This window comes from Paracoccus sigandri, from assembly GCF_003709565.1.
GTDB lineage: Bacteria > Pseudomonadota > Alphaproteobacteria > Rhodobacterales > Rhodobacteraceae > Paracoccus > Paracoccus siganidrum.
The window spans coordinates 17,001-33,206 of the sequence record NZ_QNRC01000007.1; the positions used below are offsets into that span (position 1 = coordinate 17,001).

Annotated in this window: 14 protein-coding genes; 3 read left to right on the plus strand and 11 right to left on the minus strand. The window is 67.9% G+C overall.

What is annotated here, in order from left to right:
• The first annotated feature begins 199 nt into the window (after positions 1–199).
• Positions 200–2,479: an NADP-dependent malic enzyme gene (locus tag C9E82_RS07995; protein WP_119900755.1), complete on the plus strand. Its 2,280-nt coding sequence runs from the start codon at positions 200–202 to the stop codon at positions 2,477–2,479.
• Positions 2,480–2,649: 170 nt separating this feature from the next.
• Here the strand turns inward: C9E82_RS07995 and trhO are convergent, their stop codons facing one another.
• Positions 2,650–3,540: an oxygen-dependent tRNA uridine(34) hydroxylase TrhO gene (gene trhO, locus C9E82_RS08000; protein ID WP_119900756.1), complete on the minus strand. Its 891-nt coding sequence runs from the start codon at positions 3,538–3,540 to the stop codon at positions 2,650–2,652.
• Between the two features lie 150 nt (positions 3,541–3,690).
• Here trhO and pncA point away from each other — a divergent pair, with 150 nt between their 5' ends.
• A complete protein-coding gene (gene pncA, locus C9E82_RS08005; protein WP_119900757.1) occupies positions 3,691–4,287 on the plus strand; it encodes a bifunctional nicotinamidase/pyrazinamidase in 597 nt (198 codons plus the stop codon).
• Positions 4,288–4,292: 5 nt separating this feature from the next.
• Positions 4,293–5,585: a nicotinate phosphoribosyltransferase gene (gene pncB / locus C9E82_RS08010; RefSeq protein ID WP_119900758.1), complete on the plus strand. Its 1,293-nt coding sequence runs from the start codon at positions 4,293–4,295 to the stop codon at positions 5,583–5,585.
• 9 nt (positions 5,586–5,594) lie between these two features.
• On the opposite strand, the gene C9E82_RS08015 is transcribed toward pncB, so the two are convergent.
• The 10 genes from C9E82_RS08015 to C9E82_RS08060 form a co-directional block, all read right to left on the minus strand.
• Complete coding sequence (locus C9E82_RS08015; protein WP_119900759.1) at positions 5,595–7,031, minus strand: inorganic phosphate transporter; 1,437 nt, start codon at positions 7,029–7,031, stop codon at positions 5,595–5,597.
• A 34-nt stretch (positions 7,032–7,065) separates the two neighbouring features.
• On the minus strand, positions 7,066–7,518 hold the full coding sequence (locus tag C9E82_RS08020) for an NUDIX hydrolase (RefSeq protein ID WP_240643685.1): 453 nt from the start codon (positions 7,516–7,518) through the stop codon (positions 7,066–7,068).
• Positions 7,515–7,937, minus strand: coding sequence for an alternative ribosome rescue aminoacyl-tRNA hydrolase ArfB (gene arfB / locus C9E82_RS08025; protein ID WP_119900760.1), 423 nt, complete (start codon positions 7,935–7,937; stop codon positions 7,515–7,517). The genes C9E82_RS08020 and arfB overlap by 4 nt, the downstream gene beginning before the upstream one ends.
• A gap of 106 nt (positions 7,938–8,043) precedes the next feature.
• Positions 8,044–9,243 (minus strand): calcium-binding protein, encoded by a 1,200-nt coding sequence (locus tag C9E82_RS08030; protein WP_183154053.1) that lies wholly within the window; start codon positions 9,241–9,243, stop codon positions 8,044–8,046.
• A gap of 95 nt (positions 9,244–9,338) precedes the next feature.
• Positions 9,339–10,256 (minus strand): N-acetyl-gamma-glutamyl-phosphate reductase, encoded by a 918-nt coding sequence (argC, locus tag C9E82_RS08035; protein WP_119900762.1) that lies wholly within the window; start codon positions 10,254–10,256, stop codon positions 9,339–9,341.
• Positions 10,257–10,323: 67 nt separating this feature from the next.
• Entirely contained in the window at positions 10,324–10,653 is a 330-nt protein-coding gene (locus C9E82_RS08040; RefSeq protein WP_119900763.1) for a DUF779 domain-containing protein, read from the minus strand.
• Positions 10,654–10,794: 141 nt separating this feature from the next.
• Positions 10,795–12,321: an aldehyde dehydrogenase gene (gene adh / locus C9E82_RS08045; RefSeq protein WP_119900266.1), complete on the minus strand. Its 1,527-nt coding sequence runs from the start codon at positions 12,319–12,321 to the stop codon at positions 10,795–10,797.
• Positions 12,322–12,458: 137 nt separating this feature from the next.
• Entirely contained in the window at positions 12,459–13,409 is a 951-nt protein-coding gene (locus C9E82_RS08050) for a GAF domain-containing protein (RefSeq protein ID WP_183154054.1), read from the minus strand.
• A gap of 106 nt (positions 13,410–13,515) precedes the next feature.
• On the minus strand, positions 13,516–14,649 hold the full coding sequence (locus C9E82_RS08055) for an ABC transporter ATP-binding protein (RefSeq protein ID WP_119900267.1): 1,134 nt from the start codon (positions 14,647–14,649) through the stop codon (positions 13,516–13,518).
• 21 nt (positions 14,650–14,670) lie between these two features.
• Positions 14,671–16,206, minus strand: a complete 1,536-nt coding sequence (locus C9E82_RS08060; protein WP_119900268.1) for an alpha-amylase family glycosyl hydrolase — start codon at positions 16,204–16,206, stop codon at positions 14,671–14,673.

Sequence of the window (16,206 nt, forward strand, 5' to 3'; positions counted from 1 at the left end):
GGGGAGTCGCCGGAACGGCGACGGGGGCGGGACGCCCCCGCCCGTCCCTCAAATCGCGCCCGAACGCTTTGCCGAAGGCGATTTCCCCCAGCCGCGCAATACTGTTTTACGCAGAACTTCTCTCCCGCAGCTTTCTTTCGCGTTGAGCCGCCGCTGCCGCCGCGTTAATCAGCGCCAGTGCCAATGCCCGGAGGAGCCCATGACCGAAAAGACCAGCCGCAGCGCCCGCATCACCCCGGAAGAGGCGCTGGCCTATCACATGGAGCCCCGGCCGGGCAAATACGACATCGTCGCCTCGACCCCGATGGCGACGCAGCGCGACCTGTCGCTGGCCTATTCGCCCGGCGTCGCGGTGCCTGTCCAGGCCATCGCCGACCAGCCCGGAACCGCCTATGACTACACCACCAAGGGCAACATGGTCGCGGTGGTCTCGAACGGCACGGCGATCCTCGGGCTCGGCAACCTGGGCGCGCTGGCCTCGAAGCCGGTGATGGAGGGCAAGGCGGTGCTGTTCAAGCGCTTCGCCGACGTGAACGCCATCGACATCGAGCTGGACACCGAGGATCCCGAGGAAATCATCCAGGCCGTCCGGCTGATGGGCCCGACCTTCGGCGGCGTCAACCTGGAAGACATCAAGGCGCCCGAATGCTTCATCATCGAGCAGCGCCTGAAAGAGGTGATGGACATCCCGGTCTTCCACGACGACCAGCACGGCACGGCGGTGATCTGCGCGGCGGGTCTGCTGAACGCGCTGGAACTGTCGGGCAAGAAGATCGAGGAGGTGAAGATCGTCCTCAACGGCGCCGGCGCGGCAGGCATCGCCTGCCTGGAACTGCTGAAATCCATGGGCGTGCGGCACGAGAACTGCATCATGTGCGACACGAAGGGCGTGATCTGGCAGGGCCGGACCGAGGGCATGAACCAGTGGAAATCGGCCCATGCGGTGGCGACCGAGGCCCGCACGCTGGAAGACGCGATGCGCGGCGCCGACGTGTTCCTGGGCGTCTCGGCCAAGGGCGCGGTGACGCCCGAGATGGTCCAGTCCATGGCCGACAACCCGGTGATCTTCGCGATGGCCAACCCCGACCCCGAGATCACCCCCGAGGAGGCCCATGCAGTCCGCCCCGACGCGATCGTCGCGACCGGGCGCAGCGACTATCCCAACCAGGTCAACAACGTGCTGGGCTTTCCCTATCTGTTCCGGGGCGCGCTGGACATCCATGCCCGCGCCATCAACGACGAGATGAAGATCGCCTGCGCCCGCGCGCTGGCCGAGCTGGCGCGCGAGGACGTCCCCGACGAGGTCGCCGTCGCCTATGGCCGCAAGCTGCAATTCGGCCGCGACTACATCATCCCGACGCCCTTCGACCCGCGGCTGATCCATGTCGTCCCGCCCGCCGTGGCACGGGCCGGGATGGAGACCGGCGTCGCCCGCCGCCCGATCATCGACATGGAGGGCTATGTCCAGTCGCTGAAGGCGCGGATGGACCCGACGGCGGCGATCCTGCAGGGCATCCACGCCCGCGCGCGCCAGGCCCAGGCGCGGATGATCTTCGCGGAAGGCGACGATCCGCGCGTGCTGCGCGCGGCCGTGGCCTGGCAGCGCGGCGGCATGGGCCAGGCGCTGGTGGTGGGCCGCGAACATGACGTGAAGGAAAAGCTGGAGGCCGCGGGCCTGGGCGACGCGGTGCGCGAGATCACCGTCGTGAACGCGGCCAATTCGCGTCACCTGGATGCCTATCACGAATATCTCTATGCCCGGCTGCAGCGCCGGGGGGTGGACCGCGAGGACGCCCACAAGCTGGCCAATCGCGACCGCCATGTCTTCGCCTCGCTGATGCTGGCCCATGGCCATGGCGACGGGCTGGTCACCGGCGCCACGCGCAAGAACGCCCATGTGCTGGCCCAGGTCGGCCAGGTCTTCGACCTGCGCCCCCAGGACGGCGCGGTGGGCATCACCGGCGTGCTGCTGAAGGGCCGCATCGTGCTGATCGGCGACACGCTGGTCCATGAATGGCCCGAACCCGAGGACCTGGCCGACATCGCCACCCATGGCGCCGCCGTGGCGCGCGGGCTGGGGCTGGATCCGCGGGTGGCCTTCCTGTCCTTCTCGAATTTCGGCTATCCGGTCAGCGAGCGCGCGATCAAGATGGCCGAGGCGCCCAAGGTCCTGGACCGGCGCGGCGTCGATTTCGAATACGAGGGCGAGATGACCGTGGATGTCGCGCTGAACCCGGAATCGGCGGCGCGCTATCCCTTCAGCCGCCTGACCGGCCCGGCCAATGTGCTGGTGGTCCCCGCGCGGCATTCGGCCTCGATCTCGGTCAAGCTCCTGCAGGAAATGGCGGGCGCCACGGTGATCGGCCCGATCCTGACCGGCGTGCCGCAATCGATCCAGATCTGCTCGACCACCTCGACGGTGAACGACATCCTGAACATGGCGGCGATCTCTGCCGGAGGGCTGGGCGCCACGAAATAGGGGGCGCTGCCCCCGCCGCCTGCGGCGGCTCCCCCGGGATATTTCTGCCAAGATGAAAGCGGCTGTCTTCATCTTGGTTCAAATATCCTGCGGGGGGTCGCGGGTTGGTGCGCCATTGGTTCAAGAACCAACCGGCGACGGGTGCAAAACCCCCGGATTCACCGCGGGCTTCAGTTGGTGCCGCGATCCGCGGCCAGGTCGAACTGGCGCTGGCGCTCGCGGAATCGCGCACGGTCGGCGTTGTCGTATTCCGCAAGGCAGCGATGACAGCTGACGCCGTCCTCGAATTCGGGCCGGTCGCGATCCTCGGGCGCCAGCGGGCGGCGGCAGGCGTGGCACAGCCCGTGCCGGCCCTGCCTCAACCCATGGGTCAGGCTGACGCGCTGGTCGAAGACGAAGCATTCGCCCTGCCAGAGGCTGTCCCCTTCCGGCACGTCCTCCAGGTATTTCAGGATGCCGCCCTTGAGGTGGAACACCTCCTCGACGCCCTGCGACAGCAGGTAGTTGGTGGATTTCTCGCAGCGGATGCCACCGGTGCAGAACATCGCGATCCGCTTGCCCTGGAAGCGATGGGCGTTCTGCTGCCACCATGCCGGGAAATCGCGGAAGGACCGCGTGCCCGGATCGACGGCGCCCGCGAAGCTGCCGATGGCCACCTCGTAATCGTTGCGGGTGTCGATCACCGCCACGTCGGGCGCGCGGATCAGTTCGTTCCAGTCCTGCGGCGCCACATAATGGCCCACGGCGGCGCGCGGATCGACATCGGGCTGGCCCATGGTCACGATCTCGCGCTTCAGGCGCACCTTCATGCGGCCGAAGGGCATGGTCTCGGCCGCGCTTTCCTTCCATTCCAGCCCGGCGCAGCCCGGCAGGCCGCGGATATGGGCCAGGACCGCATCGATGCCCGCCCGTGTGCCGGCGATCGTGCCGTTGATCCCCTCGGGCGCCAGCAGCAGCGTGCCGCGCACCCCGTTCGCGCAGGCGACCCGCGCCAGCGGCCCCTTCAGGGCGGCGGGATCCGGGAAACGGGTGAAGTGGTAAAGCGCGGCAACGGTCAGCATGAGCGGGCCATAGCCAGCAAAGCCCGGCCTTGCAAGACGGGCGCCGTAGGCCGGCCGAAGATCGCGCCAAGGATCACGCCGAAGATCACGGGGCATTGACCCGACTGCCCGCAGTTTCTACCCATTGGGGGACATGCAGGAGAAAGACCGATGCCGCGGGCGCTTATCGTGATCGACATGCAGAACGATTTCTGTCCCGGCGGCGCGCTGGCCGTGGCGGGCGGGGATCAGATCGTCCAGCCGGTCAATGCGCTGATGGGCGAATTCGACGCCGTGGTGCTGACCCAGGACTGGCATCCCTCCGACCATGCCAGCTTCGCCGACAACCATCCCGGCGCCGCGCCCTTCAGGGAAACCCGGATGCCCTATGGGCCGCAGGTCCTGTGGCCGGCCCATTGCGTGATCGGGACGCCGGGCGCGGATTTCCACCCCGGCCTCGACCTCGGCCGCGCCGACCTGGTCATCCGCAAGGGGTTTCGGCCGCAGATCGACAGCTACTCGGCCTTTTACGAGAACGATCACGAAACGCCCACCGGCCTTGCCGGCTATCTGCGCGAGCGCGGGTTGACCCACCTGAGCCTGGTCGGCCTGGCCCATGACTTCTGCGTCGCCTACAGCGCCATCGACGCCGCAAGGCTGGGCTTTCAGGCCACCGTCATAGAATCAGCGACCCGTGCCATCGACCTGGACGGCAGCCGCGACCGTGCCCGCGCCGAGATGCGCGCCGCCGGCGTCATCCTGGAGTAAGCCCGATGGTCGATATCGCCACGCGCGTCTACAACCACAAATGGAAGATCGACCCGATCGTCCGCTCGCTGATCGACACCGATTTCTACAAGCTGCTGATGTGCCAGTCGGTGTTCCGCAACCGGCCCGACACGGTGGTGCGCTTCAGCCTGATCAACCGCACGACGAAGATCCGCCTGGCCGAGCTGATCGACGAGGGCGAGCTGCGCGAACAGCTGGACCATGTGCGCGGGCTGTCGCTGGCGCGCGGCGAAAGCACCTGGATGCGCGGCAACACCTTCTATGGCAAGCGCCAGATGTTCCGCCCGGATTTCATGGAGTTCCTGGAAAACCTGCGCCTGCCGCCATATCAGCTGGAAAAGCGCGACGGCCAGTACGAGCTGACCTTCGAGGGCCCCTGGCCCGAGGTCATGCTGTGGGAGATCCCGGCCCTGGCCATCCTGATGGAGCTGCGCTCGCGCGCGGTGCTGAAAGAGCTGGGCCGGTTCGAGCTGCAGGTCCTCTATGCCCGCGCCATGACCCGGCTGTGGGAAAAGATCGAGGCGCTGCGCGAATTGCCCGACCTGCGCATCGCCGATTTCGGCACGCGGCGGCGGCACAGCTTCCTGTGGCAGGACTGGGCCGTGCAGGCGATGATCGAGGGGCTGGGCGACCGCTTCACCGGCACCTCGAACTGCCTGATCGCCATGCGCCGCGACATCGAGGCCATCGGCACCAATGCCCACGAGCTGCCGATGGTCTATGCCGCGCTGGCCGACAGCGACGCGCAGCTGCGCCAGGCCCCCTACGAGGTGCTGGCCGACTGGCACGAGGAACATGACGGGATGCTGCGCATGATCCTGCCCGACACCTATGGCACGGCCGGCTTCCTGGAACATGCGCCGGACTGGCTGGCGGGCTGGACCGGGATCCGCATCGACAGCGGCGATCCGGCGGCGGGGGCCGAGACCGCGATCCGCTGGTGGCAGGACCGCGGCGAGGATCCGCGCCGCAAGCTGGTCATCTTCTCGGACGGGCTGGACGTCGAGAAGATCATCGAGCTGCATCACCGCTTCCACGGCCGGGTGAAGGTCAGCTTCGGCTGGGGCACGCTGCTGACCAACGACTTCCGCGGCCTGGTGCCGGGGGACGGGCTGGCGCCCTTCAGCCTGGTCTGCAAGGCGGTTTCCGCCGATGGCCGCCCGACGGTCAAGCTGTCGGACAACCCGGCCAAGGCGATGGGACCGGCGGCAGAGGTCGAACGCTACAAGCGGGTCTTCGGCGTCGGCGCCCAGGCCGCGCAGGAGGTCGTGGTCTGAAAGACGCGCTCAGGCCCCCGCCGCCCGCATCACCAGCCGGCAGCACAGCGCGCCAAGACCTGCGGTCAGCGGCACGGTCACCAGCCAGGCCACGCTGATCGTGGCGACATGGCTGCGGCGGATCAGGACGCGGCGGCGGACCTCTTCGGCGGGCAGCTGCATCCGGGCGCGCTTCTGGCGCCGGTCCAGCCATTCGCGCACGAAACCGACGCCGAAGACCCCGCCGACCGCGACATGGGTGGTCGAGACCGGCAGCCCTACCCCCGAGGCGGCCAGCACGATCATCGCCGTGGCCAGCGTGATGCAGAAGGCCCGGACCGGGTTCAGCCGGGTGATGCCGCTGCCGACCATGACCACCAGCCGCCGCCCGAACAGCACCGCGCCAAGCGCGATCGAGGCCCCCGCGCCCAGCAGCAGCAGCACCGGCACGCCCGCCGCGCCGCCGGTCTCGGCCGCGCGCAGGATCACCAGCAGCGGGCCGGCGACGTTGCCCGCATCGCCCGCGCCATGCGCGAAGGCCATCATCACCGCCGCGAACAGCAGCGCCGGGCGGAACAGCTGCTTCATGCCGGGCCTGTCGCCGGCGTGGGCAAGCTCGACCTCGACCTGGCGCCGCGTCGCCCATCCGGCCAGAAGGCCCGCCCCCAGCCCCGGCAGCAGGTCCAGCCACAGGGGCGAGCCCGGCCACAGCAGCAGCAGCAGATAGGTGATGAACAGGCCCACCATCGTGCCGATCAGCGCCGGCACCCAGCGGCGGGCGGCGGCGCCGCGATCTTCGGCATCGCGGATCTTGCGCTGCACGAAGGCAAGGATCCCCCCCGCCAGCACGGCCGAGGCCAGGGGGGTCAGCACCCAGGCCGAGGCGATGACCGCAAGCGAGACCCAGTCGACCGCATGCGCCCCCAGCGCGGCGATCCCCGCCCCGGCGATGGCGCCGACGATGGAATGCGAGGTGCTGACCGGCAGGCGCGCCCCGGTCGCGATGGTGATCCACATCGCCGCCGCGATCAGCGCCGACAGCATCACCAGCTGCGCCTGGACACCCGAGGCCAGCTGCGCGGTGTCGAAGATCCCCTCGGCCAGCCGCGCGGTGACGGGGCTGCCGGCCAGGACCGCGCCCGCGACCTCGGCCAGCGCGACCAGCGCCAGCCCGCCGGTCAGCCCGATCGCGCCCGAGCCCACCGCCGGACCCAGCGAGTTCGCGATGTCGTTCGCGCCGATGGCCAGGCCCAGCCAGCCCGCCACCACCAGCGCCGCGCCGATGCCGATCAAGCCGGGCTCGCGCCCGGTCAGCCCGATCGCCAGGATGACCAGCGCGACCAGCAGCAGGATCCCGGCGCCCAGCTGCAGCACCGGCCGGATCGCATGGACCTGCGCGCTTTCGACATGGGTGATGCTGCCAAGATCCTTGTCCAGAACGCGATAGTCACGCCCAGGCAGCTTCATGCGCCGCGATCCCGTGCTGGTTGCGGCATGGGGCCTAGACCTCCGCTTTCGGCAGGCCGCGCAGCAGGGCCTTCAGGCCCGGTTCGGCCACCATGCGGATGGCATCCCGGGGCGTGAACCAGCGCCGCTTGCGCTGCGCGGATTCGGGGAAATCGCCCGACAGGCGGGTGACATGCAGCGGGTAGACCCGCACCTCGACCGGCACGGCGAAGCCGCTGTCCTGGTCCTTGTCATAGCTGTAGCGGCCGATCTCCTCGCGGCCGATCCGGCCCTCGGCCCCGGCCTCCTCCCAGGCCTCCAGCGCGGCGGCGGCGGGCAGCGTCCTGCCCTCCATCGGCCAGCCCTTGGGGATGATCCAGCGGCCGGTGCCCCGGCTGGTGATCAGCAGCACCTTGCCGGTCTCGGGGTCCAGGCACAGCGCCGCGACCTGCATCGCGGGCGGCCGCTTGCCGATCAGCATCCCAAGCGATCTGCGCAGGACGTTCATTCCTCGACCTCCACCCGGCCGCGCATCGACTTGACCCCGGCGCGGACCGCCTTGGCCTTCAGCCGCCGCCGCTGGCTGCCCGCCGTGGGCCGCGTCGCGATCCGCGGCTTGACCGGCACCGAGGCGCGCCGGACCAGATCGGCCAGCCGTTCCCGCGCCAGTTCCCGGTTGCGGGCCTGGCTGCGCGTTTCCTGCGCAAGGATCACCACCGCCCCGTCCTGGGTCCAGCGCCGCCCCGCCAGCCGCTGCAGCCGGCGCTTGACCGGATCGGGCAGATTGGGCGAGCGCGCGGCCTCGAACCGCAATTCGACCGCGGTTTCCACCTTGTTCACATTTTGACCGCCCGGTCCCTGCGACCGGGTAAACTGCTCGGACAGTTCCCACTCCTCTATGATTATCTTGTCGGTCACATATAGCATGACCGCAAAATATGGCGCGTTTCAGGGCCAATAAAAGCGATAATCATGAAGAAGTGGTAAATTTTTGCGAACCTGCCGCAATATCCGGTCAACCCGGAGGGCGCTTCTACATCAGCAGATCGAAGGCGTCGATCACGGCGCCGTTGCGAATGGCGATCGAATGATCCGCCAGACCATCGCCATTGCTGTCGATGACCAGCAGCGAATCGACCTGGCGCACCTCGGGGCCATTGCCGGAAAAGCGTTCGTTTCCAATGAATTCCGCCGGCTGCGAGAACAGCGCGCGCAGATCGATCCGGTCCGCGCCATTGCCGAAATCGGTGATCGTGTCGCGCTGGAGCCCGACCGAGGAGCGCTTCGCGAAGACGAAGACATCCGCGCCGGCGCCCCCCGTCAGCGTATCGGCGCCCGCGCCGCCGGTCAGCGTGTCATCGCCCGGACCGCCGATCAGCCGGTCCGCGCCGGCCCCGCCGAACAGCATGTCGTTTCCGGCGCCACCCTGCAGCGTGTCGGCTCCGGCGGCGCCGTTCAGCCGGTCGTCGCCCGCCCCGCCGGCCAGCAGGTCGCGGCCGGCGCCGCCCTGCAGAAGATCGTCGCCCTGCGCCCCGTTCAGCGTATCGTCGCCGGCGCCGCCCCGCAGCGTGTCGCTGCCCGCGCCGCCATTCAGCCGGTCATGGCCCATGCCGCCATCCAGCAGGTCGCGGCCATTGCCGCCGCGCAGATCGTCATTGCCCGCATTGCCGTAAAGGCGGTCGTCGCCGCGCCCGCCGATGATCGTGTCGTTCCCGATCCCGCCATGAACGGTGTCATTGCCGTCACCGGTGAAGACATGGTCGTTGCCGCCGCGCAGATACATCAGGTCGTCGCCGCGGAAATTCAGCTCGATCCCGTCGGCATTGCGCACCCCCTGCGGCAGCAGGTCGGCATTGGCATTGCCGTAATAGGTATAGGATTTCGTCAGCAGCAGATCCTCGACCGCCGCGTTGTCGGTTCCCAGCGCCTCGGCGATATAGGCATCCAGCATCTGCTGGACGGGCAGATCCATCTGCCTCATCGACATGCCGAACTCGCCATCGATATTGACGATGACCTGATCGATCCGGCCATGGCTGAGATAAGGCCCATAGGACGTGCTGCGCGTCTGGAAACCGCTGCCCACCAGGATGAAATCCAGCCGGCCGAACGACATCTCGACCCGCGAGGGCATGACCCGGTCCAGCGAGGCGTAAAGGACGATCGCATCGATCATGATCGGAATATCGACGATACCGCTGTCGATGGCGGGATTGAAACGGATGACCGGCATGGAAACCTGCAAATGAAAAATGGCAGGCCGAAAAGGCATCATTCCGGCCGCCGGGTCAACAAGGCGTGAGCGGCTTTAGCGCCGCCGTGGCCGAATTACAGCCCCGCCTCCTCGTCCAGGTCCAGCATGATGTTAAGGTTCTGGACCGCGGCGCCCGAGGCCCCCTTGCCCAGGTTGTCCAGCACCGCGACGACCGTGGCGCAGCCATTGTCGTCATCGCCATGCACGCTGATGCGCATCATGTTGGTCCCGTTCAGGTCGGTCGGCACGATCCGGGCGCCGATTTCCCCGGCCTCCACGACCTCGACGAATTGCTGGCCGGCATAGTGATCGGCCAGCGCCTCGAACAGCGCGGCGGTGGTGCGCTGCTCGTCCAGGTGCAGCGGCAATTGCACCGCCATGCCCTGCGCGAAATTGCCGACCGAGGGCGCGAAGATCGGCTGCACGCGCAAGCCGGTATGGACCATGATCTCGGGGATATGCTTGTGGCGCTGGTTCAGGCCATAGACGAAATGGTCCGGCGCCCCGCCATCCTCGTATTCCGCGATCAGCGCCTTGCCGCCGCCGCTATAGCCGCTGACGGCATTGATCGCCAGGTATTCGTCCTCGTCGACCAGGCCGGCGGCGATCAGCGGCGCGATCATGGCGATCGCGCCGGTGGAATAGCAGCCCGGATTGCTGACCAGCCGCGCCGAGGCGATCCGGTCGCGCTGATCGGCGGCCAGTTCGGGAAAGCCGAAGGTCCAGCGCTCGTCCACCCGATGCGCGGTCGAGGCGTCGATCAGCCGCACATCGAGGCCCCGCGCCAGCTCGACCGCCTCGCGCGCGGCTTCGTCGGGCAGGCAGAGGATCGCGAGATCCGCCTCGGCAAAGGCCTCGCGGCGCGCATCGGCATCCTTGCGGCGGGCGGGGTCGACCTGGATCAGGCGGATCTCCTCGCGCGATTCCAGACGCTCGCGGATCTGCAGACCCGTGGTTCCGGCCTCGCCGTCGATGAAGATGCTGTATTCCATGTGATGCCCTCCGCGAATGCCGGTGCTTATAGGCGAAATCCGGGCGGCTCACAATCGGCGGGGACATTCAAATGGAACAGATCTCCGAGCGGACCAGGAAGCGTTTCTCGCGCCCGTTGTCCAGGCTGAACATGCCGCCGCGCCCCGGCACCACGTCGATGACCAGGTCGGTATGTTTCCAGGTCTCGTACTGGCTGGCCGAGATGTAGAAGGGCGCGCCGCCAATCTCTCCCAGCTTCACGTCGCGCTCGCTGACCCGGAAATCGCCCTGCGGATAGCACATCGGCGACGAGCCGTCGCAGCAGCCGCCCGACTGGTGGAACAGCACCGGGCCGTGATCGGCGACGATCTCGGCCAGCAGCTTCAGCGCCTCGGGCGTGGCGGTGACGGTGGACATCCTGCGCTTCCTTTCCGGCTGCGGCCCGGCCCTGCGGGCGTCTCTTTCGGGTATTTTGACAACGAAGAAGCCGAACATGCGTTTCTTCGTTGCGAAAATACCCCGCGGGGGGTGCGGGGGGCGCGAAGCCCCCCGCCGGGCTCAGAAGAAGCCCAGCTTCTTCGGGCTGTAGCTGACCAGCATGTTCTTGGTCTGCTGATAGTGGTCCAGCATCATCTTGTGGGTCTCGCGGCCGATGCCCGACTGCTTGTAGCCGCCGAAGGCCGCATGGGCCGGATAGGCGTGATAGCAGTTGGTCCAGACGCGGCCCGCCTTGATCGCCCGGCCGAAGCGGTAGCAGGTATTGGCATCGCGCGACCAGACGCCGGCGCCCAGGCCGTAGAGCGTGTCATTGGCGATCGACAGCGCCTCGTCCTGGTCCTTGAAGGTGGTCACCGACACGACCGGGCCGAAGATCTCCTCCTGGAAGACGCGCATCTTGTTGTTGCCGCGCAGCACCGTCGGCTCGATGTAATAGCCGCTGGACAATTCGCCGCCCAGATCGGCCGACTTGCCGCCGGTCAGCACCTCGGCGCCTTCCTTGCGGCCGATGTCGAAATAGGAGAGGATCTTCTCCTTCTGCTCGGAACTGGCCTGCGCGCCGATCATCGTCGCGGCATCGCGCGGGTCGCCCTGCTTGATCGCCTTCACGCGGGCCAGCGCGCGGTCCATGAAGCGGTCATAGATCGATTCATGGATCAGCGCGCGCGACGGGCAGGTGCAGACCTCGCCCTGGTTCAGCGCGAACATCACGAAGCCCTCGATCGCCTTGTCGAGGAAATCGTCATCCTCGCGCGCGACATCCTCGAAGAAGATGTTCGGGGACTTGCCGCCCAGTTCCAGCGTCACCGGGATCAGGTTTTCCGAGGCATATTGCATGATCAGCCGGCCGGTCGTCGTCTCGCCGGTGAAGGCGATCTTGGCGATGCGCGGGTTCGAGGCCAGGGGCTTGCCGGCCTCCAGCCCGAAGCCGTTGACGATGTTCAGCACGCCCGGCGGCAAGAGATCGCCCACCAGGTCGGCCCAGACCATGATCCCGGCCGGGGTCTGCTCGGCCGGTTTCAGCACCACGCAATTGCCGGCGGCCAGCGCCGGGGCCAGCTTCCAGCAGGCCATCAGCAGCGGGAAGTTCCAGGGGATGATCTGGCCCACGACGCCAAGCGGCTCGTGGAAGTGATAGGCCACGGTGTCGTGGTCGATTTCCGACAGCGAGCCCTCCTGGCCGCGCAGCACGCCCGCGAAATAGCGGAAATGGTCGATGGCCAGCGGCAGGTCGGCGGCCATGGTCTCGCGGATCGGCTTGCCGTTGTCCCAGGTCTCGGCGCTGGCCAGCAGTTCCAGGTTCTGCTCCATCCGGTCGGCGATCTTCAGCAGGATGCCGGACCGTTCCGCGGGCGAGGTCTGGCCCCAGCGGTCCTTGACGGCATGGGCGGCATCCAGCGCGGCCTCGATGTCGTCGGCATTCGAGCGGGCGATCTCGCCGATCTCGCCGCCGGTGATCGGGGTGGTGTTGGTGAAATATTTGCCCGATTTCGGCGCGACCCACTGGCCGCCGATGAAATTGTCGTAGCGACGGGCGAAGGGCATCACGCCGACACCCTTGAATTCATGCGTCTGGTCGTTCGGCATCGTCTTCCTCCTCTGACATTGTCCGCCGGTCTCTCCCCGACCGGGCTGCGGTAAAGCTTGGCCGACCCCGGATTCGAATCAACGCCTCCTTTGGTCGACCCCGCGGGACCTGTCTCGGCAGCGAGACAGGTCGGCGATCATTTCGCGTTCAGCCCCAGCCGGCCCATCCGCCGATAGAGCGTCGCACGCCCCACCCCCAGGGCCCGCGCGGCGGCCGAGACATTGCCCCCGGCCCGCGCCAGCGCCCGGCTGACGGCGGCGCGTTCGGCCCGCTCGAACCCCGCCAGGTCGTCGTCGCGGCCCAGCAGGTCGGCGGCAGGCCGCGGGCGGATCGCGCCTTCGCGTTCCAGCCCCAGCGCACGGCGAGCGGCGCGGGTGGCGCCGATGGCGATGTCGTCCCTGTCCACCGCCAGCAGCATCGTCGCCTCGGGATGGTCGTCCATCGCCACCACGATCCGCGCCTCGGGGAAGCTGGCGCGGAAGAACATCGCCTCGATCGCGCGGGCGGTCTGGCCGACCTGGGCCGAGATCAGCCGGTTGTAGCGCCCGGTCTGGTCGGCGCGGGCCGAGCTGACGTCCAGCGCCGCCAGAAGTCGACCGTCCGGGCCCCAGATCGGCGCGTCCATGCAGGACAGGCCGGTATTGCGGGTGTGGAAATGTTCGTCGCGATGGATGGTGACCTGCCGGCCCTCGGCCAGGCAGGTGCCGATGCCGTTGGTGCCCTGCGCCGCCTCGGACCAGTCGGCGCCCTGCCACAGCCCCCAGTCGCGGAACTGCGCGGCATCGCCGTCGCCGACCCGCTGGTCCAGCACCACGCCATCGGCATCGGTCAGCAGCACGTTGCAGCCCGGCAGCGCGACCAGGCTGTAGAGTTGGTCCAGCTGCGGCCCGGCCACGCGCAGGAAATGCGCCATCGCCTCGCGCCGCTGCGCCAGTTCGGCGCGGCCGACCCGTTCCGGCCGCCGCCGGTCGGCAGGGTCCAGCCCGTGCTTCAGCATGGAGCGTCGCCAGGATGCGGCAAGGGCCGATGTCGCGGATTTCGACTGCGACTGCTCGGCCACCAGATCCGCGTGGCTGCGTTGCGTCATGATTCCTCTCCCGGTGGGGCGAGTATATCAGGAAAGGCCGGCGGCGGTTTACGACTTTGGTCGAAGGGCGACGATCCGGCGCAGCCCCGGGCCGAGGGATCGCTGCTTATGCCGGGATCGCCGCGCGGGGCTGGTAGGGCGGCAGCTCCACCCCCTCGCGATACAGCAGCGACTGGCCCTGATGAAACAGGTGCAGCGCCTGCGGATCGGCGGTCAGCCGCACCCGGCGGCCGTCCAGCGCCGGGTGGATGCCGGGCAGCTTGGCGATGACCGGCACGGGCCTGTCCCGCGTGCCGAAATAGAGCAGCGTGACCTCGCCCAGGGCCTCGGTCAGGTCCACCACGCCCTCGAAGATCGCCTCGCCCTCGGTCTCGCGCATGTCCTCGGGGCGGATGCCGACATTGACCGCCATGCCCTGATCCTCGTGCCGGGTCGGGATCCCCACATGCGCCACGCCGCCGCCGTCCAGCGCCACCACCGTCTCGGCGCCGGTCTGCGCGACCTTGCCGGGCAGCAGGTTCATCGCCGGGCTGCCGATGAACTGCGCCACGAATTCGTTGATCGGGCGCTCATACAGCTCCAGCGGCGCGCCGACCTGCGCGATGCCGCCGCCGGCCAGCACCACGATGCGGTCGGCCAGGGTCATCGCCTCGGTCTGGTCGTGGGTGACATAGATCATCGTGCGGTCGGGCATCGAGGCCTTCAGCTGCGCGATCTCGATCCGCGTCGCCACGCGCAAAGCGGCGTCCAGGTTCGACAGCGGCTCGTCGAACAGATAGACTTGCGGGTCGCGGACGATGGCCCGGCCGATGGCCACGCGCTGGCGCTGGCCGCCCGACAGCGCCTTGGGCAGCCGGTCCAGATAGGGCGTCAGCTGCAGCATCCGGCCGGCGCGGTCGGTGGCCTCGCGGATCTCGGATCTCGACTTGCCGGCGATCTTCAGCGCGAAGGCCATGTTGTCGCGCACCGTCATATGCGGATAGAGCGCGTAGGACTGGAACACCATGGCGATGCCGCGCTGGCTGGGCGGGATGTCGTTCATCCGCTGCCCGGCGATTTCCAGCACCCCGCCCGAGATCTGTTCAAGCCCCGCGATCATCCGCAGAAGCGTGGACTTGCCGCAACCCGAGGGGCCGACGAACACGATGAACTCGCCCGACCGGATATCGAGGTCGATGTCACTCAGCACCTGCACGTCGCCATAGGACTTGGCGACGCCCGTCAGTTTCAGATCGGCCATGTTGCAGCCTCCTCCCTCTCGCTATCCCTCGATGATCTGGACCTGCCACGGGTTCAGCCCGCCCGCCTCCTCCTCGGACAGGTTGGCGCGGATCAGCAGGCACTGCGCCTCGTCCTGGCGGCGGAAGCTGAGGACCGGGCCATCCGCCTGCATCCCGAACTGCCTGCCGCCGCGCAACGCGCTGTGCTTGCGGCGCAGCCCGATGGCCCAGCGATAATGGTGCAGCACCGATTGCGCATCGGCCTCTTGCCCGACGACGGTGCGCTGCAGATGGCTGTGCGGCACCGGCAGCCAGGGCTGGCTGGTCGAGAAACCGCCATTGACGCCCATGTCCCAGACCATCGGCGTCCGGCAGCCGTCGCGGCCCTTGAATTCGGGCCAGAACTCGATGCCGTAAGGGTCGCGCAGATCCTCGAAGTTCAGCTCGGCCTCGGGCAGGCCCAGCTCCTCGCCCTGGTAGAGACAGACCGAGCCGCGCAGGCACAGCAGCACCGTCGCATAGGCCTTGGCCGCCTGGTCGGACAGGTTCCAGCGGCTGATATGGCGCACCACGTCGTGGTTCGACATCGCCCAGCAGGGCCAGGCATTCGGCGCCACCTGGTCCAGCCGCTCGAACACCTCCAGGAAGCGTTCCGCGGGAAGGCCGTCGCCCGACAGGAAGTCGAAGACATAGGACATCTCGATCCGGCCGGGCACGCCGGTATATTCCTCCAGCAGCTCCAGCCCGCGCTCGCTGTCGCCGATCTCGCCCACCACGGCGGCGCCGTAGGGGCGGATCACCTGCGCGAAACGTTCCAGGAAGGCCAGGTTCTCCGGCTGCGACTTGTCGTAGCGGTGGCTTTGGTGATTGTAGGGGTTCACGGCGGGCGCGGTGTCGGCCTTGCGCAGATCGGGCGCAAGCGGCGGGTTGTCGCGCAGCTGGGCGTCGTGGAAATAGAAGTTGATCGTGTCCAGCCGGAAGCCATCCACGCCCTTTTCCAGCCAGAATTTCGCCATCTCCAGCAGCGCGTCCTGCACTTCGGGGTTGTGGAAGTTCAGGTCCGGCTGCTGGGCCAGGAAGTTGTGCAGGTAATACTGTTCGCGCCGCGCGTCCCATTGCCAGGCGCTGCCGCCGAAGATCGACAGCCAGTTGGTCGGCGCGGTGCCGTCGGGCTTGGGATCGGACCAGACATACCAGTCGGATTTCGGATTGTCGCGGCAGGCGCGGCTTTCGCGGAACCACGGGTGCTGGTCCGAGGTATGCGACATCACCAGGTCGATCATCACCTTCAGCCCCAGCTCGTGGGCGCGCTCGACCAGCCAGTCGAAATCCTCCATCGTCCCGAAGATCGGATCGATGCCGCGGTAATCGCTGACATCATAGCCGAAATCCTTCATCGGAGAGCTGAAGAAGGGCGAGATCCAGACCGCATCCACCCCCAGCGAGGCGACATAGGGCAGGCGCTGCGCGATACCGGCAAGATCGCCGATCCCGTCCCCGGTCGTATCCTGGAAGCTGCGCGGATAGATCTGATAGATGACTCCGCCCTTCCACCATTCCACTGTCTTTCCGTTCAA